The organism is Streptomyces sp. NPDC003300, from assembly GCF_040610915.1.
Classification (GTDB): domain Bacteria; phylum Actinomycetota; class Actinomycetes; order Streptomycetales; family Streptomycetaceae; genus Actinacidiphila.
On the sequence record NZ_JBEXNE010000022.1, the window covers coordinates 119,822 to 140,034 of the forward strand.

Here is a 20,213-nt window from a genome sequence, read left to right on the forward strand (position 1 = left end):
TCGGTCACTTTCCTCCGACGCCCATGAGGCCCTGGACCAGGGCGCGCCGGGCGAACAGGTAGACGATGAAGATGGGCAGCATCGACAGCACCACCGCGGCCAGCAGGCCGGGGACGTCGATGCCGTGCTCTGTCTGGAAGTTGTAGAGGCCGAGGGTGATGACCTTGGACGAGTCGGACTGCGTCAGGACCAGCGGGAACAGGAAGCCGTTCCAGGACTGGAGCGCGGAGAAGACCACGATGGTGGACAGGCCGCCCTTGGACAGCGGCAGCACGAGCTGGAAGAAGACCCGCCAGGGCGCGGCGCCGTCCATCGCCATGGCCTCGTAGAGGTCGGGGGTGATGTCGCGCATGACGCCGGACAGGATCAGCGCGCACACCGGCATGGAGAACGCGGCGGTCGGCAGGATGACGCCGATGAGGTTGTCGTAGAGACCGGCCTTGGTGATGACGTAGAACATCGGCACGATCACGGCCTGCGCGGGGATGGCCAGGCCCAGTAGGAAGACCCGGAAGACGCCGGTGGTGAGGCGCCCTCGGCCGCGGACGATGGCGTACGCCAGCGGCGGCACGAGCAGCAGCACGATGGCGACGACGGCGAGGGTGACCAGCAGGGTGTTGAGGAAGTACTGGCCGAAGCCGTTGTGGAAGTCCTGCGTGTAGTTCTTCAGCGTGAAGTGCCGGGGGAAGCCCAGCGGGCCGCTCTTGAAGTAGTCGCTGCGGCTCTGGAGGGTCGCGGCGAGCATCACGTACAGCGGCAGGCCCACGAGGAAGAGCCAGACCAGGGAGCCGAGCCCGGCCAGGTAGTTGGGGCGGTGGCGGTTGGTTCGGCGTGTCATCACAGGCCCTCCGCCGAGCTGCGCATCTTGTCGTATCCGGAGACCTTGACGACGATCAGCGAGACGATCGTGGCGATCACGACGAGGACCAGGGCGATGGCGGAACCGCCGCCGAAGTCGAAGCTCTTGAACGCCTTTTGGTACATGTAGTAGGCGCTGATGGTGGTGTCGGTGCCGGGGCCGCCCTGGGTGAGGATCAGCACGGTGTCGAAGGTGGTGAGGCCGCCGACGACCATCAGGATCATCGAGGTGATCATGGTGTTGCGCAGTTGCGGCAGGGTGATGTGCCAGAACTGCCGGATGGTTCCCGCGCCGTCGATGGCCGCCGCCTGGTAGAGCACGGGCGGGACGGCGCGCGCGGCACCCTGGTAGATCAGGGTGTGGAACGGGGTGTACTGCCACGCGCCGACGAAGACGAGCACGCCGATGGCGCCGGACCGCATGCCGAGCAGATTTCCGTCCCCGAAGAGCCATCTGGCCTGTGCGGGCACACCGAAGTTGGGGTCGAGCATCGCCCGCCACAGGACCGAGATCGCGGTGGCCGACAGCAGCAGCGGGATGAAGTAGACCGCCGAGAGGATCGCGCGGTTGCGCTGGTGGCCCGCGGCCCAGACGCCGAGGAGCAGGCTCAGCGGTGTCTGGATCACGACGCCGAGCACCGTGATCAGCGCGCTGAGCCACAGGCTCTGGATCATGGTGTGGTCGTGGATCAGCGCCTTCCAGTTGGCCACGCCCGCCCACTGGGGTGAGCCGAGGCCGTCCCAGCTCGTGAAGGACAGCACGGCGACCAGCAGCAGCGGAACGACGGCGAAGCAGACGAAGAACAAGGTGGCGGGAACCGCCCAGGCCAGACCTGGGCGGGTCACCGCGGAGCCGGAGCGGCGGCTCATCCCGGCCCGGTGGGCCGTGCCGCTCCGTGCCGCAGGGGGCGATGTGGTGATCATGTGGAGGGTTCCCTGGTCAGGACGACGGCAGGGCCTGCATGGCCTTGATGAACCCGTCGGCGTCGAGCTTGCCGTCGAAGAACTGCTGGACCGCCGTGTGCATCGCGGTGCTCGCCGACTGCGGGTACGCCTGGTCCCAGGAGAGCTGGAAGGACTTCGCGTCCTTGACCAGGTTGTACTGGTACTTGGAGTAGGCGGGATCGGCCGAGGTGTCGAGGAACTTCTCGGTGTTCCTCGTCGTCGGCAGATTGCCGATGCCGAGCTGTGCCTGCACGAATTCGTCGCTGTACTGGAGCTTGAGGAATTCGGCTATCGCGTCCGGGTACTTGGTCTTCTTCAGCACCGAGTAGAAGTTGTTGGTGTTGCCCACCACGTCGGTCGGGTCGCCGACGCCGCCGGTCACGGTCGGGAAGGTGCTGAAGCCGAGGTCGTTCTTGGCGAAGTCGGCGTTGGCGTCCTGCTGGGTGGAGTAGTACCAGGAGCCCATCAGCTCGAACCCGGCCTTGCCGGTGGCGACCAGGGCCGCGGAGCCGTTGTCGGTGAACTTCACCGAGTCGTAGTTGGTGCCGAAGGCACCGGCGTCGACCAGCTCCTTGAGCATCGACAGCGCCTTCTTGCTGTCGGCGCTGGCCCAGGCGCTCTTGTCGCCCGCGAGCGCCTTCTCGAACAGGCCGGGGCCCGCGACGCGGTCGTAGACGTACTCGTACCACATCAGGGTCGGCCACTGGTCGCCGCCGCCGAGCGCGATCGGGGTGATGTGCTTGGACTTCAGGACCTTGACCGCGTTGAGCAGGTCGTCCCACGTCTTGGGCTCGGTCAGGCCCGCGTCGGCCAGCACCTTCTTGTTGTTGAAGAGCAGGACGGGCTGGGTGCCGCGCATCGGGATGCCGTAGGGCTTGCCGTCCACCTTGGCGCTGTCGAACACCGACGTCAGGAAGTTGTTCTTGAGCCCCGGGTCCTTGGCGATCATCTCGTCCAGCGGCAGCAGAAGCCCCTTCTTGACGAAGGGGGCGATGCTGCCGCCGCCCCAGTTGAAGAAGACGTCGGGCGCCTGCTTGGTGCTGATGAGCGTCTGCAGCTTCTGCTGGTAGTCCGCGCCGGGGATGGTGTCGAGGACCGCCTTGACCTTGGACGTCTTGTTGAACGTCGCGACGATCTGCTTCTCGACCTTGTTGGTCGCGTCCCCGTAGACCAGCACGTGGAACGAGCCGGCGCCGCCCGAGTCGCCGCCGCTGCTGCCGCCACAGGCGGCCAGGGACATTCCGAGCACGAGCGCCACGCCGCCGGCCAGGGCTCTGGCGGTCGCGGCGCGGGAGAGCAATGCGCGCTTCTTCATCGGTCCAGCCTTTCGAAAGATTCGGCATCATCGCCGAAATTTGCTGCGCGCTGTGACGGTAAAGTGCGCCCGGAGAGAGGGTCAAGGCTCGTGCCACGGGTTACCAAAGCGTGACCCAACACCCGTTCGGACCACCGAACTGACGCGGTGTCGGCTTCGACAGTTTCGAGAAAGATGTCGGAACACGGGACGAGACCGGCGAGCGGGGCCGACGGCGGGCCGGACGCGGGGGCGGCTCTGCCGCACCGTTTCAATGACGTTTCAATTCAGCGCCGCGACAATGCGAAGCCTTGGCCGAAGGATGTATTGACCCCCAGCTCAATCGCGCCATAGGTTCAGCCGCGCCGAATTGAATCGTTCTTAGTGGTGCGGGCTGCGGGACGCGGCTCGTGGAACACCTGGAGCCCTCTTGTCCTCTGCGCATCCCCTCCGTGGCACGCTCTCCCGACGGTCGGTCCGCATCGCGCAGGCCGTCGCCGTCGTCGGCGCGCTCACCGCGACCATGGCCCTGTCGGGGCCGGCCTCCGCCAACTCCCCCCACTCCGCCTCCTGGCGGAAGTACGTGCGGGCACCGTCGAGCCGCGAGGTGCGGCCGGTCGCCGTGACGGCCACCACCGGCGACGTCGCCCACCCTCAGGGCGTCCTCGGCAAGGGCACCGCCACCCTCGACAGGCCCGCCCCCAAGCCCAAGCCGACGTGGCCGGCCGACACCACGGCCGCCGCCTCCTCGTACCACGACGGCAACAACGGCAACGACGGCAAGCCCCGTACCTACGTGCCAGGCAACGCGGTCGACGGCGACACCGACACGTTCTGGAACGACGCGAACGCGGCCACGTATCCCGCCTGGCTGGAGATCACCAGCCCGACCCCGGTCACGCTCCCCGGCATCACGGTGCTGTCCAACAGCGACGGCGTCCCGCAGGACTTCACCGTCGAGACCTGGGACGGCTCGGCCTGGACCACCCGCGCCACCGTCACCGGCAACTCCGACGTGCGGCGCGCGGTCGCCTTCTCCTCGTCCGTGACCACCGCGCGGGTGCGGATCACCGTGACCAAGGACCAGTCCTCGGGCAAGGGCGAGTACACCAGGATCAACGAGGTGTGGCCGGGGCTGGTCGCCGCCGAGCCGGTGCCCAGCGTCACGCTCGACTTCGGCAAGGTCGTCTCCGGCTACCCCCGGATCAGCTTCGCGGGCGCCTCGGACAACAGCCCCGGCGTGCGGGTGGCCTTCTCCGAGACGCTCGACTACCTCACCGACCGCTCCGACTACACGCGCTCCGACGTCTCCGGCGGCCCCGGCACCGATCAGTACGCGGTCCCCCGGCAGGGCGGGATCTGGACCGACCACAGGAGCTGCCTGAGCGGTACGAAGGTCTGCGCCGACGGCCTGCACGGCTTCCGCTACATGAGGATCAGCCTGGACGCGCTCCCCTCCGACGCGCCGCTCGCGCAGCCGTCGGGCACCGTGCGGATCGACGGTGTCTCGCTCGACTTCACCCCGTTCCTCGGCACCCCGGACTCCTACACCGGCTGGTTCGAGTCCTCGGACGCCGAGCTGAACCAGTACTGGTACGACGCCTCGTACACCAACGAACTGGTCACCGACACCTTCCGGTCGGACGACGTCGACCCGCGCAACGCCGACAGCCCGACGCTGGACGGCAAGCTCGTGCTGCACGACGGCGCCAAGCGCGACCGCGACCCGTACGTGGGCGATGTCGCGGTCTCCGGCCGCACCACGTATCTGACCCATGACGCGGCGGTCGCCGCCAAGAACGTGCTGGCCGACCTCGCCGACCACCAGCGCGGCGACGGCTGGATACCGCCCGCCTCGATCAACACCTACACGCTCCCGCTCTTCGACTACCCGCTGTGGTGGGTGACCAGTAGCTGGGACTACGTGCTGTACACCGGCGACACGGCCTACGCCCGCGACTACTACGCCAACCTGGTCAAGACGCTGGACAGTTGGTACCCGAGCGTCACCGACGCCAACGGCCTGCTGTCCAAGGGCCTGAACGGCACCGGCGGTTACGGCGACTACGCCTTCCTGCCCCGCAGCGGCGAGGTCACCTACTACAACACCCTCTACGTCCAGGCGCTCAAGGACGCGGCGGCGCTGGCGACGTCACTGGGCCACGGCGCGGACGCCGACCGCTGGCAGAAGCGCGCCGCCACCGTGAGCACGGCGATCAACACCCGCCTGTGGGACAGCGCCGCGGGCGCCTATCTCGACTCGGCGACCGGCGCGGTACGGCACGGGCAGGACGGCAACGGCCTGGCCGTGGTCGCCGGGGTCGCCGACCCGACGCGCGCCGCCTCGGCGCTCGACCACCTGTCCCGGACCACCGCCCAGCCGTACGGCAACGCCTTCATGGACAACAACACCCTGGTCCCGGACGGCTCCCAGCGGGTCTACGCCTTCACCTCGTACCCCGAGATCCAGGCCCGCTTCCTGGCGGGCAAGGCCGACTCCGCCATCGACGAGATCAAGCGGCTGTACGGCTGGATGGCCGGGCACGGGCCCGGCATCACCGACTGGGAGGGCATCGGCCCGGGCGGTTCGATGTACGAGGGCGGCTTCACCTCGGCGGCGCACGGCTGGTCGACCGGGGTGGTCCCGGCGCTGACCAACGACCTGCTCGGCGCGACGCCCGTCACCCCCGGCTTCGCCACCTGGAGCGTCGCACCGCACCCGGGCTCCGTCACCTGGGCGCGCGGTCAACTTCCCACGCCGCACGGCCCTTTGACGGTGGACTGGAAGCGCGGCGGCGGTGACCGGCAGTTCACGCTCGACCTGACGGCGCCCAAGGGGACGTCCGGTGTCGTCGACCTGCCCGCGACGGGCACGCGCGTCACCGTCAAGGTCGACGGCCGGGTCGCCTGGGACGGCGCGGGGGCGCACGCCTTCCAGGCCACGCTCAAGGACGGCCGGGTGACGCTGCGCGGCATCCCGGCGGGCAGCCACACGATCACGGTGACCGGCAAGGCGTCCTGAACCGTCCGCCGCACACGCCCTCTCCCGGACCCGGCGCCTCGGCCGGGCCGGGAGAGGCCGGTCTCAGGAACGGGCCGGGAGCGGCCGGTCTCAGGAAAGGGCCGTGGATTCCGGGAGAGCCGTGGGTTCCGGGAGAGCCGTGGAATCCGGGACATCCGTGGAATCGACGTAGTGGACGGTCGGCCGGGGGTGCATCAGGAAGTCGTGGTGCGAGATGTTCCAGGCGTACGCCCCGGCGAGCGCGAACAGCACCCGGTCGCCCGCGCGGAGTCCCGCCGCCGGGACCCGCCGGGCGAGCACGTCCTTGGGCGTGCACAACTGGCCCGCCAGCGTGACCAGTTCGCCGTCGGCCGCCGAGCGCGGCCACGGGTGAGGCCAGTCGTCGACCGGCAGCAGCGCGCAGGGCTGGTCGTGGCCCTTGGCCGCCGGGGTCCGCAGATGGTGGGTGCCGCCGCGCAGCACCGCGAACTCCTCGCCGTGGCTGGGCTTCACGTCCAGCACCTCGGTGGCGTACCAGCCGCAGTACGCGGTCAGGGCGCGGCCCGGTTCGATGCGCAGCAGCGGTCCGGGGTGGGCGTCGAGCAGCCGGGCGAGCCCCTCGCCGTACGCGGTCCAGTCGAAGCGGTCCGCCGGGCGGGTGTAGTCGACGGCCATGCCGCCGCCGACGTTGACCTCCCGGAGCGGGACGCCGTGCCGCGCCGTGAGGTCCGTCGCCCAGGCGACCACGGCCTCGGCGACGGCGAGCAATCTCGGCGCCGGGAGGCCGCTGGCCAAATGGGCGTGCACACCCCGCAGTTCGAGGTGCGGATGGCTGCCGTCGGTGAGCGCGCGGACGGCCGCGTCGGCCTGCGCCGGATCGAGGCCGAAGGGCGACGGTCCGCCGCCCATGGCCAGCACTCCCGTCGCCAACTCCCCCGGTGCGACAGCGAGGTTGAAGCGCAGCAGCACGCCGACGCGGGTCCCGCGCGCGGCCACGAGATGCGCGAGCACGCGCAGTTCGTACGCGCTTTCCACGTGGAAGCGGTCCACGCCGAGGTCAAGCGCGGCCGTGATCTCGGCGGGGGTCTTCCCCGGTCCGCCGAAGGCCAGCGGGCGGCCGGGCACCGCCGCCGCCACATGGGCGGCCTCGCCGCCGGACGAGACCTCGTAGCCGGTCACGTACGGGCCGAGCGCCGCCAGGATCTCCGGCTCCGGGTTGGCCTTCGCCGCGTAGTACAGCTCCGCCCGCTCGGGCAGCGCCGCCCGCACGGCCGCCGCGTGCGCGCGCAGCGCCGCCAGGTCGTAGAGGTAGGCGGGCAGTTGGGCGGTCGGAAGGGCGAGAGCCGTGGTCCGTACGGAGTCGGGGACGGCGACAGGTGCGGGTGCGGGTGCGGTCATGACTGCGTCCTCGCGTCGTCGGGATCGCGGTCGGCGCCGCGCACGGGGTGTCCGGGTCCGCCGTCCGGTGCCGGCAGGGTGTGCTCGGCGAGCGGTGCCGGCAGGACGTCCTCGGCGAGGGGCGACGGCAGGCGTACGTATCCCGCGAACCGGTCGGCCGCGCGTTCCCAGCGGGTGAGGAGATTGGCCTTGGCGGGCAGCGGCGCTCCGGCGAGCAGGGCGTCGAGCCGGGAGTGATGGCCGTGCTCGTCCGCGTGGTCGCGGATGGTGCGGCGGACCTCGGCCCACAGGGCGGGTTCGGTGTCCGGGTGGAGGTCGGCGAGGGCGGCCAGCATCTCGGCGACGTGGTTGACCAGCAGGCAGTAGACCACCCGGTCCCAGCCCCGGTCGGCGTCGTAGCGCAGGGGCTCCGCGACCTCGGGCGGCAGCGCGGCGAGCGCGTCGGCGCAGGGGCCCGAGAGCAGTTCGGGGACCAGTTTGGTGCCCTCCAGGTCGCGGAAGAGCACCTGGACGGGGTCGCCGTCGGTGTCGACGCAGACCAGCACGTTCTGGAGGTGGGGTTCGAGCACGACGCCATGGTCGAAGTAGGCGGCAAGCACCGGGGGTACGAGCAGCCGCAGGTAGGCGCGCCACCAGCGCAGGGCCGCCGCCGGGCCGCCGTCCGCGACCAGCCGGGAGATGTGCCCCGGTCCTGTCGGGTACTCGTCGGCGACGGCGGCGGCCAGCAACGCTGTGCCGCCGGGCCCGAGCCGCCGGTCGAGCCCTTCCCTGACGATCACGCCGAAGCCTTCGAGCAGCGACTGGTCGGGGCGGCCGTCGCGGCCGGGCAGGGCCAGGCTGCGGTAGGCGGGCTCGCGCAGTACGTCGGCGCCGGGGAAGCGGGCGGCGAGGTCGGCGAAGGCGGGCCGCAGCATCCGGGTCAGGGCGACGGCCCCGGCCAGCTCGTAACTGGCGTTCTTGCGGAGGCAGTTGGTGATCCGCACATTGAGGCTGAATTTGAGGAAGGTGTCGCCGTCGTAGAGGGTGCGGACGGAGGCGGTGGCGGCGAAGCGGGTCCTGCCGGGGCCCAGGTCCAGCACGTCGCGGCGGTCCAGGGCGGCGCGCAGCGCGGGGTGGCGGCGCAGCAGGTCGTACTGCCAGGGGTGGGCGGGCAGCAGCCGGTAACCCGTGGGCACGGCCGCGAGCCGGTCCAGCGGGTCGGTGGCGCCGGGTTCGGCGCACTCCTGGACGGTCAGATCCTCGCGCACGGCGAGCAGCCGCAGCGGGAAGGACGCCGAGGTCTCCGGTGCGTAGGCGGCCCATGAACCGGGTTCGCCGCCACGGGACTTGGGGGCCGGGTGGAAGCGGTGGCCGTAGACGAGCGACTGTTCGGAGGCGAGGTATCCGGCGAGCGGGAGCCCGGCCGCGACGGGGCGCGGGGCGCGCAGCGCGGTGGCGACTCCGTGGTGGCTGGACTCCACCTGGTCGAGGAATTCGTCGTTGGGCACGCCGGTGAGCGAGGTCAGCTCGGCGTGGGTGTGTTCGGCCAGCCGTCGCCAGTCGATCTCGGTCCAGTCGTCGTGGCCGGTCTGTTCCGTGACCGGTCCCGCGAAGCGGTGCGCGCCGAGCAGTGAGGTGCGGCGCAGCGCGACCCGCAGCCGTACTCCGGTGCGGGGCAGCCGTACCAGCAGGCGGCCGTCGATGACGGCGGTCTGGTGCTCGGGCCCCGACACCTCGCGGAGCAGGCAGTTCAGCAGGGTGTGGGCCACGGCCCGGTCCGCGTCGGGCAGTCCCGCGTGCCGGGCGCAGTCGGCGGGTCCGGTGATGGTGGGCAGCGTCATCAACGGCTCCGCAGAAGGTAGTTGGGTCCGGTGGTGTAGTGCTTGTTGATGTCGGTGGCTCCTGAGCGGTCCTTGGTGAGCAGCGTGCCCGCGCTCACCATCGCTTTGACGGGCAGGCGCGGTGCGTCGAGCACACGCGCGCGCAGGGTCTCGCCCGCTTCGCCCGGCCCGGTGCCGAGCCGCCGCGCGGCCCGGTCGAGCAGGTCGCGTACGCGGTCGAGCAGGTCTTCCAGCGGGGCGCGGCCGAGCCGTGCGAGGGCGAACGCGTAGGCGCCCGCGCACAGATGGACGGTGATGGTGGTGAACAGGTCGGCCACCGGGCCGTCGTCGTCCACCAGGATGCGCGGGTCGTCGAAGGCGGCGCGCTCCGGCGCGCCGGAGCCGAGGGCCGCGCGCAGCCGCACGCGGTTGACGCGCAGGCCGTCGTCGTCCTTGAGGAGCAGGCGCAGCCGGGTGCGGCCTTCGGGGTCGTCCAGCAGCAGCGAGATGTTCTGCTGGTGGGACTCCAGGGCGATGCCGTATCCGAAGAGCGTGGTCTGCCAGTCGAGGAGCAGGGTGAGGACCGCGTCGAGCAGGGCGAGCGGGTCGCCGCCGTAGTAGCGGTCGGCGAGGTGGTCGATGACCGGCCGGCCGTCGGGGGCCGCGGCGAGCAGCGCGGCCATGGGCAGGACGGCGCAGCCGTCGAGGCCGGGCGGGTGGCGGCGGACGAGCACGGCGAGGAGTTCGTGGCCCGCGTGCGCGAACCGGGTCTCGTCGGCGTGCAGCACGCTGTCGCGGAAGCGCGGTTCGCGCGCGGTCACCGCCTCCAGCAGCCGCTGCCCGGCCGCGCCGTCGATCAGGCTGCCCGGTTTGATCGTGCGCCGGTTGAGCAGCCCCAACGTCGAGGTGGCCAGGGGCAGTTTGAGGTGGGTGCCGGGGTCGGCGAGGACCGCGACGGTGCGGGTCGACAGTGTGGGCGCCACGTCCAGGTACGTACGGGCGGCCAGTACGGACCTGCCGTCGAGGCCGGTGGCGCGCAGCGCGTCCCGCAGCGGGCCGTCCGCCGTGAGGGGGTGGACGGGGAAGGCGACATGGGTGCCGTCCAGCTCCTGCGGCAGGCCGAGGGTGAGGGCGGACGGCCGCAGAACGCCGAGGCCGAGGCCGTCGGGTGCCCGATCGCCGTCCGCGCCCTGCACGGTGACGGCCTCCCTGGGCAGGGCGAGCCAGCGCAGGGCGAAGCGCGGCGCGAATTCGGGCGCGTGGGCGAGGAGTTGACGTTCCGTCAGTCCGCTGCGGGCGGCGGAGGTCGGGTGCACCGGGTGGCCGTACCGGGCGGCCAGGGTGTCGTACGCGAGGACGCCGGTGAGTCCGGTCCACCCGGCGGGGTCGCCGCCGTGGCGTGCGGTGAGCCGGGCCACGGTGTCGGCGCGGGTCGCGGTCCGCAGCCGCAGGGCGGTCAGCGCGTCCCGGTACTCGTCCGCGAAGGCGGTGAAGCCCGCGCGGTCCTCGGGCGCCGCGAGAGCGCGCAGCGCCGCCAGGACGTCCTCGCCGGTCGTCAACTCCCGCCCGCCGGGCTCCTGGAGCAGCAGCGGAAGCCGGGCGGCGTACTCGCTCTGGAAGCCGTCCGCCGTGACCGGCAGCAGGAGCGCCGACTCCTCCCCTGTCGGGTCGGTCACGGGCGGCGGCAGCGGCAGCACGTCCGCATCGGCCTCGGGGACCGGCAGTCGCAGCCAGTCGCCGTCGGGGCGGCGTACGAGGGCGCTGCCGGTGCGCAGGCGCACGACGTCCTCGCGCAGCAGCGTGCTCAACACGTCGAGCAGCAGGGCGCGTTCTTCGTCTCCGGCGGCCCGGCCGGTCACCGTCACAGCGTGATCTCCCAGCGGTGCTCGGCGAGGAAGCCGGTGACGGCCCGCTCCACGGCGTCCTCGTCGGGTCCGATGGCCCGGACGACGCCCAGCAGGTCGCGGTTGGTGCGGTGCAGCGGATGCCGTTCGCCGACCGCCCGCAACGGCCGGTAGGTCAGGCGCACGCCGTCGGCCGTCAGGTCGGCCGGGCCGGGGGCGGCGGTGAGGGTGCCCGCCTGCCGCGCGTAGGGGTAGTCGAGCCGGGCGGCGCGGCCGGTCGCGGTACGCAGGTCGGCCGGGAGGGATTCGCCCAGATGGGTGCGGAGGATGTGTTCGAAGAGCGGCAGGTCGAGCAGTTCGGCCAGCAGCAGGTCGCACTGGTCGCCGATGGCGCGGTAATTGACCTCGATCAGGCGCGCGCGCCCTTCGTGCAGCACGAATTCGGTGTGGCAGGCGCCGAATCCGACGCCGAGGGCGTCGAGTTGGGCGAGGACCTGGTCGACGACGGGCGCGGGGTGCGCGGGGACGAAGGTCAGCCGCTCCTCGATGAAGTACGGCGGCGGGGACAGCGTGGTGCGGAAGCCGCCCAGCACATGGCGGGTCGTACCGTCGCCGAGGGTTTCCAGGGTGAGCAGTTCGCCGGGCAGGAACTCCTCCACGACCAGTGCGGCGCCCGGCCGGTCGGCCTGGATCCGCCGGACGCGGCGCTCCAGGTCCGCCGGGTCCTCGGCGCGTACGACGTCCTCGCTCGCCACGCCCTCGCGCGGTTTGACGACGCAGGGGTACGGCACGTCGAGTCCGGCGAGGCAGGCCGCCGGGTCCTGGCCCGCGGGCAACTGCGCCGACCACACCGTGTCGACGCCCGAGGCGGCCAGGACCCGGCGCGTCTCGGCCTTGTCCTTGGTGCGCAGCGCGGCCTGCCAGCTCTTGGCGGGCAGGCCGAAGTAGTCGGCGGCCAGGGCGGCTTGGACCTGGAGGTGGTCGCTGTTGGTGAAGACGGCGTCCGGCGGCCGATAGGCGGAGACGCGGGTGATGACGGCGCGGAAGTCGCGTACGTCGCACTCCAGGACGCCGACCGCCGGATCGTCTCCGTACGCGGCCCGGTGCGCGGCGGGCTGGTCGGTGAGGACCGTGACGTCCAGGCCGAGGCGGCGGGCGGCCGGGAGGAATCCCTCGGTGACCGAGTCGGTCGGGTTCAGAGCCAGCACATAGAGCCGCATGGGGGTCCACTTCCGGGCGCGCAGTCGTTCGGGCCGACGGTCGTGGGACGACCGGTGACCAGGGGCGCGACGAGCCTAGGTTAGGCATGCCTAACTCTGTCAATTCGCCCCGGCGCGGTGCCGGTTGACGGCCGTGGGCACCGGCGCGTCGGTGCGATTCTCATGCTGTCCGCTGATCCGATCATGTCCACCGACCGGCGCGCGCGACACCGATTTCCGCCGTGCCCGGAGGTCCGCCGCCGCCCCGGCTCGCACGCCGTCCGTCCACCGTCCGACCCGAGCGCGGACGGGCGGTGGACGGACCTTGGACAGCAGGTGAAGCGGGCCGAACCGCCCTACGCCATACGGGGGTTCGGGTGGCGCCGGGCCGCGGCGGCGTCGTTAGCATGTCCGGAGATCCGCGATCTCCCCTGGCTCTCCGTGCGATCGGGGCCAGGGCGGAGGGCGGCCGATGACGTCGGATGGAGGTCCGGGTGGACGGTTTCGCCGAGGCGATGCTGGAGCGGGTGCGCGTGGCTCGGGAGGCGGTGGCCGCCGCGGGGCGGGCGGGGGACGCGTACGCGTTGGCCGTGGCCTGCGACGAGTTGGACGACGCGCTCCGGATCGCCCGCGCGAACGGGGTCGAGGCGGACCTCCCGGAGGACGGGGACGGCGGCGGCGCGGAGACCGGCGGCTGACCGCGGCCGGACGCCCGGCCCGCACTCCCCGGCACCGCACCCGTCCGGCCCCGATCCCCCCTGGCGCGAACCCGCCTGTTATCCGCCGCCGCCCATGGGCAGCCTGGGAGCAGGGGTCCCGATGCGGCGTCCGCCCCGCCGTACAGTGTCCGGCACACCGCGACGAGGGGATTCGGCATGATCACCGAGCCGGAGATGGTCGAGGAGCCGGAGCCCGACCGCCCCGCCCCCGACATCCTGAGCGGCGCGGGTCACCCGCCGCCGTCGCTGCGCTCCGCGCTCTCCCGGCTGCGCAACCGCCTCCCGCCGCCGCGCTCCCCCGCGGACCCGTACCGCGTCCGCGACACGGGCGGCGGCCACGGCGGCGAGGACAGGGGCCCGACCCTCAAGCCCTGGCGGCCACGGCCCGAGGGACGCCGGGGCCGCGTGCTGTGGGCGCTCGGCGGCGTCGTCACGGCGTCGGCGGTCTGGCTCGCGGTCCTCCAGTTCACCGGGTACGGCGGCCCGCGGCCGGACCTGCACGGCTATCACCTCGCGGACAACCCGTGCACCAGCGACAATCTCCAGCCGCTGTCCGACGCCTTCGGCACCGAATTCCTCCAGGGCATCCCCGTGATCACCAAGGGTCCCGCCCTCGACCACGCCGCCTGCACCCTGACCACGTCGGTGACCGGGAGCGGCGACTGGGAGACGACGTACACGGTCACCGTCACCGTCGACCTGCACAAGAAGTCCGACGTGCACGCCGAATTCGCGGACCTCTCGCATGTGATCGTCCCCGACCCCACGACCGCGGGTTCCGGCGACTTCCTGTTCATGACCGACTCGCCCGAGGTCACCAGGGCGCTGCGCGGCCTCGGCGACCAGGCGTTCACGATCTACGGCACCGCGCGGCAGGCCGTCACCGTCCGGCACGGCGGCGCCGTCTTCTCGCTCAGCGTGGACGGCATCAAGCAGTGGAACGGCGTGGCCGCCCGCCCGCTGAACGCCGACGGCTCCCCCATCGAGGCGACGCCCGCCGACACCATCGCGCTGCGCCCGGCGCTCATCCGGGCCATGCGCCACCTGATGAGCGCCCTCGCGCACTGAGCCGAGCCCCGTCGAACCGAACCGAGTGCCGAGCCGAGCCGGGCCGAGCCGAGCCGAGTGGAGCCGGGCCGAGTGGAGCCGGGCCGCGTCGAGCCGACTCAGCCCACCGGCCCGGCGCGCGGCCCGCCGCCTCACGTGCCCAGGACGGCCCGCAACTCCGGCTGGAGCGCGTCACCGTGGGCGCGCACCATGTCGTCGCACAGCTCCCAGATCCGTTCGACGGGGAGCGAGGCGGCCGTCGCCGGGTCGGTCATGGCGGCGTGCCGGATGTGGCGGGGGTCGCCCTCGATCGCGGCGCGGACGACGAGGTCGGTGGTGCTGAGGTAGGTGCGGTTCAGCGCGGCGCACTGCGGCGGCAGGGCGCCGATCCGGGTGGGCTGGACGCCCAACGCGTCGACCAGGCACGGCACTTCGACCGTACCGGCGGCCGGGAGGTCGTCGATGAGGCCGTGGTTGGGCACATTGCCGTAGATGGTGCGCGGGGTGCCGGTGGTGATGCTGTGGATCACCTGCGGCGCGTACTCCATCGTGCCCTCGACCGGCAGCGGGAGTCCGGCGGCGAGCGCGGCGCGGGTCTTCTCGTACGCGGCGACGTTCTCGTCCACGATGCCGAGGTACGCGCCGACGGGGAGCCGCAGCCGCTCGATCTCGCTGTCGTGGTGCAGGTACCAGGGCACGTACTCGGAGGAGTGCTCGCTGGTCTCGGTCGGGTAGTAGCCGAGCCGCCGGTACATGTCGACGCGGACCCTGCGGCGCAGTTGCGGGTCCTGCGCGATGAGCGCGTCGAGCCGCGGGTAGACGTCCTCGCCCTGGTACTCGAAGCGCAGCACCCACGCCTGGTGGTTGACGCCCGCCGCGTGGTAGGTGACCTCTTCCAGCGGGATGCGCAGCAGTTCCGCCAGGTCGTGCATCGTCCAGTACACCGAGTGGCACAGGCCGACGACCCGGGTCAGTCCGGTGGCCTCGGCGAGGTACTGCACGTTCATCGCCATCGGGTTGGTGTAGTTCAGCAGCCAGGCGTCGGGGCAGACCTCCGCGATGTCCCGGCCGAGTTCCCGCAGGACGGGGAAGGTGCGCAGCGCGCGGAAGATGCCGCCGACGCCGAGAGTGTCGCCGATGGTCTGGCGCAGGCCGTGGCGGGCGGGGACGTCGAAGTCGGTACGGGTCGCCTCGCCCATGCCGACCTGGATGATGTTGATGACGAAGTCGGCGCCTTCCAGGGCCGCGCGGCGCTCGGCGTGCGCGGTGATCAGCGGCGCCGCGCCGCGCTCGGCCGCGATGTGCCGTGCGGCCCCGTCGGCGGTGGCCAGCCGCTCGGCGTCGATGTCGTGCAGCGCGATGTGCACGTCCTTGAGCTCGGGGAAGGCGAAGAGGTCGGCGAGCAGGCCCTGGGTGAAGACGACGCTTCCGGCACCGATGAAGGCGATCTTGGTCGTACGGGTGGCGCCGCTGGTCGTCGTGCGGGGTGTGGTGCTGGCTGTGCTCATGACGGGTTCTTTCCGTTGCGGGTGGTGGCGGCGCGGGAGGCGCCGAGCGCCTCGTCCCAGGTGGGTTGGGCGGTGGTGCCGCCGTGCGCTCGGGTGGACAGGGCGCCGCAGGCGGCGGCCAGGGCGAGGGCGGCTGCCAGGGGCAGGCCCGCCAGGGTGGCGGCGACGAAGCCGGCGTCGAAGCTGTCGCCCGCGCCGACGGTGTCGAGCGGCCGTACGGGGACGGCGGGGGCGCGCAGCGGGGCGCGGCCGTCGTGGGCCAGGGCGCCGTCCGCGCCGTTCTTCACCACCACCAGCGGACCGCGCGCGGCGAGCAGGGCCGCGGCCCGCTCGACGTCGGCGGGCTCGGGGTCCCCCGCCGGGATCTTCCCGCGCGCCTCGGGGTCACCGGACGCGGTCTCCCCGCCGGCCGCCAGGGCGCACGCCTCCCTGGCGTTCGGCAGCAGGATGTCGGTGACGGGGAGCAGCGCGGCGATTCCGGCCGGGTCCCAGTCGCCCGCCGGGTCGTCGTTGGTGTCGAGCGAGGTGGTGGCGCCGTGCGCGCGGGCGGTGCGGAAGAGGTCGGGCAGCGCGGTCGCGAGTCCCGGCAGCAGGAAGTACGAGGCGGCGTGCACATGGCGGCTGTGCGCGAGCAGCGCCTGGGGCACGTCGGCGCCGACGGTGGCCGTGAGGGTGCCGGGCGCGGTGAGGATGGCGCGGTCGTCGCCGCGGGTGAGCACGGTGGTCAGCGGCGTCGGCAGGTCCGGGTCCACCCGCAGCGCCGCGGTGTCGACGCCGCGCTCGGCCAGGGCGGTACGGACGTACCGGCCGGTGTCGTCGTCGCCGATCCGGCCGGCGATGGCGACCTTCAGGCCGAGCCGGGCGGCGCCGCACGCCATGATCGCGGCGGAGCCGCCGAGGGTCAGCAGGCCGGTGGGGACGAGCTGTTCGCGCTGGCCGAAGGCGAGCGGGGCGTCCAGCGGCCCCAGGACGATGTCGGGATTGGCGTCCCCGATGACGAGCAGGTCGAACGTGTCCGGCATGAGCTGGCTTTCTGTGGTGGTGGGGCGGAAGTCCGGCGGCGGGAGTCCGGGCGGTGTCCCGTCAGCCCTTCAGGCGACGGAGCGGGTCCGTCCGTCCTGGGGCGACGGGGCGGTGTCCCGTCAGCCCTTCAGGCCGCTGGAGGTGATCGACTGGATGAACTGCTTCTGCGCCGCGAGGAAGGCGAGCAGCACCGGCAGGACGGTCAGGACGTTGCCCGCCATCACCGCGGACCAGCGGGTGTGGTGCAGGCCCTGGAAGGTGGTCAGGCCGAGTTGCAGCGTGTACTGCGTGTCGTGGTTGATGGCGATCAGCGGCCAGGTCAGGTCGTTCCAGGTGCTGAGGAAGGTCAGCACCGCGACCGTGCTCAGCGCGGGCCGCGACAGCGGCAGCACGATGAGCAGCAGCACGCGCAGCCGTGAGCAGCCGTCGATCCACGCGGCCTCCTCCAGCTCCCTGGGCAGCGAGAGGAAGAACTGCCGCAGCAGGAAGACCGCGAAGGGCGTGACCAGCGACGGCACGATGAGCGCGCCGAGGGTGTCGATCAGGCCGAGCCGCTTCATCACCAGGAAGGTCGGGATCATGGTGAGCTGGAACGGGATCGCCATGGTGGCCAGCATCAGCACCAGCAGGGTGCGCGAGCCGGCGAACCGCATCCGGGCGAAGGCGTATCCGCCGAGCGCGCCGAAGACGAGGTTGGAGACGACCGCGACGACGGAGACGATCAGCGAGTTGGCGAACCAGCGCGGGAACAGCGCGTTGCCGAGCACGTAGCGGTAGCCGCCGAGGTCGATGTGGGAGGGCCACAGCGCGGGCGGGAAGCGGTTGATCTCGGCGTTGCTCATCACCGAGCTGACCAGCAGCCAGATCAGCGGGACCGCGAAGAGCAGGGCGAGCGGGGCGAGCAGCAGGTGCCAGCCGCTGAAGGGCAGCCGCGACCGCCGGGGGCGGGGCGCGCTCGGCCGCGGGGCGTCGGCGTTCCCGGCGCCGGGCGGCGCCGCGTCGGGCAGGGCTGAGGTGACGGTCATCGCGGGGCTCCTTCGAGGCGTACGGGCTCGCGGCGGCGCAAGGCCCGCGTGCCGACGGCGATCACCAGCAGGGCGAGCGCGAGCACGTAGGCGGCGGCTGCCCCGTAACCGGCGGTGAAGTTCTTGAACGCCTGCTCCCAGATGAAGTAGACGATCACGGTGGTGGAGCCGAGCGGTCCGCCCTTGGTGGTGACGTAGACGAGGTCGAAGACCTGGAGGGAGTTGATGGTCTGCCACAGCAGCAGGAAGACGTTGACCGGGGTGAGCGTCGGCAGCACGACGTGGCGCAGCAGTTGGCGGCGTCCCGCCCCGTCGAGCCTGGCGGCCTCGATGAGGGACTGCGGCACGTCCTGGAGCGCGGCGAGGTAGACCACGACGCAGAAGCCGGTGCCGCTCCACAGGGAGATCGCGACGAGGACGAGGAGGGCCTGCGACGGATCGGTGAGGAACCCCTGGGGGGAGACGCCGATGGAGTGCAGTACGGAGTTGGCGGCGCCGAACTGCGGGTCGAGGATGAAGGAGAACAGCACGCCCTGCGCGGTGGCCGAGATGACGAACGGTACGAAGATCAGGGTGCGGTAGACGCCGACGAGCCGGATGCGCCGGTTGAGCGCGAGGGCGAGCGCCAGGCCCAGCAGCATGCTCAGCGGGACGTACAGCGCGGTGTACTCCAGGGTGTTGCGCACCGCCTGGCTGAAGTGCGGGTCCTTGGACAGGGCCCGGTAGTTGGCCAGGCCCACCCAGCGGCTGGGGGTGACCAGGTCGTCCGCGCGGAAGGACAGCAGCAGCGACCAGACCACGGGGACGACGCTGAGGCCGAGGATGACCACGATCGAGGGCGCGATGAAGGTCCACGCGGTCGCGGACTCGCCGCGCAGCCTGCGGCGGCGGGCGCGCAGTTGCTGTGCGTGCTCGCGGTCGCGGTCCTGGTCGGACAGGGTGAGCGGGGCGGGGCGGCGCTGCGCGGGGCCCGGCCTGTGCCGGGGCAGCAGCCGCGGCGTGGTTCTCGACATGGGTCTCCTCAACGCGGGATGAGCAGTGCGGCGTTGGCTTCGTGCGCACAGTCGCGCAGTGCCTTGGCGGGGGTGCTGCGGCCGAGCAGCACCGCGGTGATCGCCTGGCCGAGCGCCTCGGAGATCTGCGGGTAGGCGGGGTGGGCGGGGCGTACCCGCGCGGTCTCCAGGGCCTTGGTGAAGACCGACAGACCCTCCGTGCGGGAGCTGCGGTCCTGCCACGCGGGCAGCGCCTGGGTGCTGCGGCTGAGCGGGAGGCTGCCGGCCTGGATGTCCCACCGCACGTCCTGCGGCGGCTGGATCAGCCACTCGACGAAGGTGCGGGCGGCGGCGACGCGCGCCGAGCCGTTGTCGAAGACCGTCCAGGTGTCGGGCCCGGAGATGGTGACCTCTTTCCCGCTGTAGCTGGGCAGCGGGACGACGTGGTAGTCGATCTTGGCCTGGATGACGTCGGGCAGTTGCCAGGGACCGGTGGGGACCATGCCCATCCGGCCGGAGAGGAAGACCTGGTACATCTGCTCGCTGCCGGGCTTGGGGTCGATGTAGACGCTCTTGTCGGAGGCGAGGGTGGCGATGGTCTCCAGGGCGCGGACGCCGGTGTCCTCGAAGCCGATGCCGTGGCCGTCGGCGGAGATGACCTCGCCGCCGAGGTCCCAGATCATCGGCCAGATCCGCCAGACGGTGTCCTCGTCGCCGACGCCCGGCCAGCCGGTGCCGAAGGTGCCGTCGGCGTGGCTGGTGAGCTTCTTCGCGGTGGCCGTGAACTCGTCCCAGGTCCAGCCGGGCTCGGGCAGCGACACTCCGGCGCGGGCGAAGAGCTTCTTGTTGCAGACGACGGCGAGCGAGTCGATGAGCGCGGGCGCGGCGCGTACCCGCTTGTTGACGGTGACGGCCTCGCGGGCCGGGGTCCAGAAGTCGTTCCAGGGGGTGGGGCCGTGGGCCATCGTCGCCGTGAGGTCCACGACCTTGGGGCTGCGGGCGATGCTGGCCAGGTCCGAGCCGAAGATGTAGGCGATGTCGGGGTACGAGCCGGAGGCGAGCGCGGCGGTGACCTTCTGGAGCATGGCGTCGGACAGGACGCCGCCGCCGGGGTCGACCCTGATCTTCGGATGGGTGCGGTTGAACTCGGCCACCAGTTGCTGGATCGCGGCGCGGCCGGTGTCGGTCTGGCCGTGCCACAGCTCGACGGTGACCCGGCCGTCCGCGCCCACGCCGTCGCTCTCGCCGGTGCCGCAGCCCGCGAGCAGCGCGCCCGCGGCGGCGCCGGAGAGCAGTCCTGTGCCGCGGCGCAGGACGTCACGGCGGGAGAGTCCGGTGTCCCGGCGCGGGTGCCCGGCGGGCGGCGGGTCGCCGGGGAGCGGGCTGCGGGGCAGGACGGGGCCTGCGGTCATCGGTGCCTCCAGAAGGCGGAAGTGCGAGTGCGGGTGCCGGGCGGCGGCTGGGGGGCGGGGCCGTTGCCCGTGCCGGGCGGCGGGGCCCGGGGGGGCCCCGGGGGGGGGGGCCCCGGGCGGCCGCCCGCCGGGGCGGCGGCCCCGGGGCC

General features: G+C 72.3%; 15 protein-coding genes. 3 read left to right on the forward strand and 12 right to left on the reverse strand.

Annotated elements, in window-relative coordinates; translation table 11 throughout:
- Nucleotides 1-4: 4 nt before the first annotated feature.
- The 3 genes from ABZX65_RS28010 to ABZX65_RS28020 all read right to left on the reverse strand — a co-directional run bounded on the left by ABZX65_RS28010 (nt 5) and on the right by ABZX65_RS28020 (nt 3,118).
- Nucleotides 5-838: a carbohydrate ABC transporter permease gene (locus ABZX65_RS28010; RefSeq protein ID WP_188279491.1), complete on the reverse strand. Its 834-nt coding sequence runs from the start codon at nt 836-838 to the stop codon at nt 5-7.
- The gene (locus ABZX65_RS28015) at nt 838-1,728 is read right to left on the reverse strand and encodes a sugar ABC transporter permease (protein ID WP_355345783.1); all 891 of its coding nucleotides are present in this window, start codon (nt 1,726-1,728) and stop codon (nt 838-840) included. The genes ABZX65_RS28010 and ABZX65_RS28015 overlap by 1 nt, the downstream gene beginning before the upstream one ends.
- A 70-nt stretch (nt 1,729-1,798) precedes the next feature.
- Nucleotides 1,799-3,118, reverse strand: a complete 1,320-nt coding sequence (locus ABZX65_RS28020; RefSeq protein WP_355345733.1) for an extracellular solute-binding protein — start codon at nt 3,116-3,118, stop codon at nt 1,799-1,801.
- 409 nt (nt 3,119-3,527) lie between these two features.
- Here ABZX65_RS28020 and ABZX65_RS28025 point away from each other — a divergent pair, with 409 nt between their 5' ends.
- A complete protein-coding gene (locus tag ABZX65_RS28025; RefSeq protein ID WP_355345736.1) occupies nt 3,528-6,119 on the forward strand; it encodes an alpha-L-rhamnosidase C-terminal domain-containing protein in 2,592 nt (863 codons plus the stop codon).
- A 90-nt stretch (nt 6,120-6,209) separates the two neighbouring features.
- On the opposite strand, the gene ABZX65_RS28030 is transcribed toward ABZX65_RS28025, so the two are convergent.
- From ABZX65_RS28030 to ABZX65_RS28045, 4 genes are read right to left on the reverse strand one after another with little or no spacing between them, the layout of a single operon-like run.
- Nucleotides 6,210-7,496: a type III PLP-dependent enzyme gene (locus tag ABZX65_RS28030; protein ID WP_355345738.1), complete on the reverse strand. Its 1,287-nt coding sequence runs from the start codon at nt 7,494-7,496 to the stop codon at nt 6,210-6,212.
- Nucleotides 7,493-9,316, reverse strand: a complete 1,824-nt coding sequence (locus ABZX65_RS28035) for an IucA/IucC family protein (protein WP_355345740.1) — start codon at nt 9,314-9,316, stop codon at nt 7,493-7,495. The genes ABZX65_RS28030 and ABZX65_RS28035 overlap by 4 nt, the downstream gene beginning before the upstream one ends.
- On the reverse strand, nt 9,316-11,160 hold the full coding sequence (locus ABZX65_RS28040) for an IucA/IucC family protein (protein ID WP_355345743.1): 1,845 nt from the start codon (nt 11,158-11,160) through the stop codon (nt 9,316-9,318). Before ABZX65_RS28040 ends, ABZX65_RS28035 begins: the two co-directional genes overlap by 1 nt.
- Nucleotides 11,157-12,359 (reverse strand): ATP-grasp domain-containing protein, encoded by a 1,203-nt coding sequence (locus ABZX65_RS28045; protein ID WP_355345747.1) that lies wholly within the window; start codon nt 12,357-12,359, stop codon nt 11,157-11,159. Before ABZX65_RS28045 ends, ABZX65_RS28040 begins: the two co-directional genes overlap by 4 nt.
- Before the next feature lie 473 nt (nt 12,360-12,832).
- Here ABZX65_RS28045 and ABZX65_RS28050 point away from each other — a divergent pair, with 473 nt between their 5' ends.
- Entirely contained in the window at nt 12,833-13,036 is a 204-nt protein-coding gene (locus ABZX65_RS28050; protein WP_355345750.1) for a hypothetical protein, read from the forward strand.
- 177 nt (nt 13,037-13,213) lie between these two features.
- Nucleotides 13,214-14,125: a hypothetical protein gene (locus ABZX65_RS28055; protein WP_355345753.1), complete on the forward strand. Its 912-nt coding sequence runs from the start codon at nt 13,214-13,216 to the stop codon at nt 14,123-14,125.
- Nucleotides 14,126-14,256: 131 nt separating this feature from the next.
- Here the strand turns inward: ABZX65_RS28055 and ABZX65_RS28060 are convergent, their stop codons facing one another.
- From ABZX65_RS28060 to ABZX65_RS28080, 5 genes are all read right to left on the reverse strand, one after another.
- Nucleotides 14,257-15,612, reverse strand: a complete 1,356-nt coding sequence (locus ABZX65_RS28060; protein ID WP_355345756.1) for an alpha-glucosidase/alpha-galactosidase — start codon at nt 15,610-15,612, stop codon at nt 14,257-14,259.
- Nucleotides 15,609-16,634: a PfkB family carbohydrate kinase gene (locus ABZX65_RS28065; RefSeq protein ID WP_355345759.1), complete on the reverse strand. Its 1,026-nt coding sequence runs from the start codon at nt 16,632-16,634 to the stop codon at nt 15,609-15,611. The genes ABZX65_RS28060 and ABZX65_RS28065 overlap by 4 nt, the downstream gene beginning before the upstream one ends.
- Nucleotides 16,635-16,754: 120 nt before the next feature.
- Complete coding sequence (locus ABZX65_RS28070) at nt 16,755-17,660, reverse strand: carbohydrate ABC transporter permease (RefSeq protein WP_355345762.1); 906 nt, start codon at nt 17,658-17,660, stop codon at nt 16,755-16,757.
- Nucleotides 17,657-18,673: a sugar ABC transporter permease gene (locus ABZX65_RS28075; protein ID WP_355345765.1), complete on the reverse strand. Its 1,017-nt coding sequence runs from the start codon at nt 18,671-18,673 to the stop codon at nt 17,657-17,659. Before ABZX65_RS28075 ends, ABZX65_RS28070 begins: the two co-directional genes overlap by 4 nt.
- An 8-nt stretch (nt 18,674-18,681) precedes the next feature.
- Nucleotides 18,682-20,064, reverse strand: a complete 1,383-nt coding sequence (locus ABZX65_RS28080; RefSeq protein WP_355345768.1) for an ABC transporter substrate-binding protein — start codon at nt 20,062-20,064, stop codon at nt 18,682-18,684.
- Nucleotides 20,065-20,213 lie beyond the last annotated feature (149 nt).